Annotated in this window: 1 protein-coding gene; it reads left to right on the forward strand. The window is 64.6% G+C overall.

What is annotated here, in order from left to right:
- Window positions 1–314 precede the first annotated feature (314 nt).
- The gene (locus tag BO39_RS29370) at window positions 315–1,565 is read left to right on the forward strand and encodes an MFS transporter (RefSeq protein WP_043840427.1); all 1,251 of its coding nucleotides are present in this window, start codon (window positions 315–317) and stop codon (window positions 1,563–1,565) included.
- Window positions 1,566–1,711: the final 146 nt, after the last annotated feature.

Here is a 1,711-nt window from a genome sequence, read left to right on the forward strand (position 1 = left end):
AAGGAGCGCTCGGAGGCAGAGGCGAAGGACCGCAAGCCTCACGCCGCCTGATACTGGGGCGGCTGCTTGTGCGGTGGTAGCAATACGCAATGTGGCCCTACCCGAGCCATCCAGTAAGGTGACCGGCCCAGCTGTGGGTAAGGGCAGCACTGAGACCCGTTCTGGCCCGATCGGTCGGGCAGCGGCCGGCGTTATGCTGCAATCCGGCTAGTTGCTGTGGGCAGGCATTGGGGAGATGCTGACGGTCAAGGGGGAACCGCCTTGACGAAGACCGCAGAATCCGCGGACGACCGCGCTCGGGCGGCTGTACGGCATTGACCATTTCGCGTTGGATCCCGGCGCGGTCCCCCTTCGCTATCCGCAGCTACCGCTTCCAGTGGTCGGCAGACCTGATGACATCTTGGGCCTTCGAGATGGAGACCCTGATCCTCGGCTGGTACATCGTGGTGCAGACCCAATCAGTCCTGCTGGTTACGCTGTTCGGGTCCCTGCAGTTCCTCGGGACTCTGATCTCACCCTTCCTCGGCTTGGTGGGCGACGCGATCGGCCATCGCAACGTGATGTGCTTGATGCGAGCGTCCTATGCAGTGCTAGCGGCAGCCCTGGCAGTCCTAGCGCTGGGCGACATGCTGACGCCGATGTTGGTGCTGCTCGCAGCCGGAATTGCCGGGCTGATTCGCCCCTCCGACATGAGCACTCGCAATGTACTGATCGGCGAGATCATGCCCGGCGATCGGCTGATGAGCGCCATCAGCCTATCGCGCGTTACCACAGACTCTGCACGCGTGGGGGGCGCCTTGGCCGGGGCGAGCATCGTCGCCGCCCTTGGCATGGGCGAGGCCTATCTGATGGTGGTGCTGTTCTACGCATTGGGCCTGCTTCTGACGCTGGGCATCCGCGCGCGGCGGGTGGCGGAGCGGGGGACCGCGGGAGTGGCGCCGTCGCCGCTACGCGGCCTGTGGGAAGCAGCCCGGGCGGTGTGGCAAGCGCCGCCGCAGCTAGCGGCAATGCTGGTGGCTTTCCTGGTCAATCTGACGGCCTTCCCCTTCACGTTGGGACTGCTGCCCTACGTCGCGCGGGACGTGTACGGCACCACCCAGGCGGGGCTCGGCTACCTGGCGGCAGCCGTAGGGATGGGCAGCATTGTAGCCTCGCTGATCCTCAGCCGGATGGGCACTACGGTGAAGCCAGCGCGCATGATGCTGGTTTTCAGCGTAGTCTGGCACGGGTTGGTGATCCTATTCGGCCAGATTGGCAGCCTGACAGGTGGCTTGCTGCTGCTGCCGGTAATCGGAGTTGTGCAGGTGCTGTGCGTGCTGCCAATGTCGGTGCTTCTGCTGCGCGGTTCACCCCCAGCGCTGCGCGGCAGGATCATGGGTATGCGCAGCCTGGCGGTCTATGGGCTGCCAATTGGGCTGCTCTGCTCCGGGCCACTCATCGATCAGCTGGGCTTTCCGGCCACGGCGGCAGTCTACGGCACTCTGGGCATCACCGGGACGCTGCTGGTGCTTGTCATATGGCGCGCCCATCTGTGGCCGCGTCTTGCATCTGGAAACAACCCCTAAAGCTGCATCGGGCTGTCGTTGTCCCCCGCTTTTCCAATCGCGCTACCTGGCAGCATGTTAACCATTCGGCTCGTGTCTTTGCCGCTGGTGGGTAAAACCCGCGCTGTGGCAGTGGCAGTGGCAGTGGCAGTGGCAGTGGCAGTGGC

The sequence above is a fragment of the Roseomonas aerilata DSM 19363 genome (assembly GCF_000711725.1).
Taxonomy (GTDB): Bacteria; Pseudomonadota; Alphaproteobacteria; order Acetobacterales; family Acetobacteraceae; genus Roseomonas; species Roseomonas aerilata.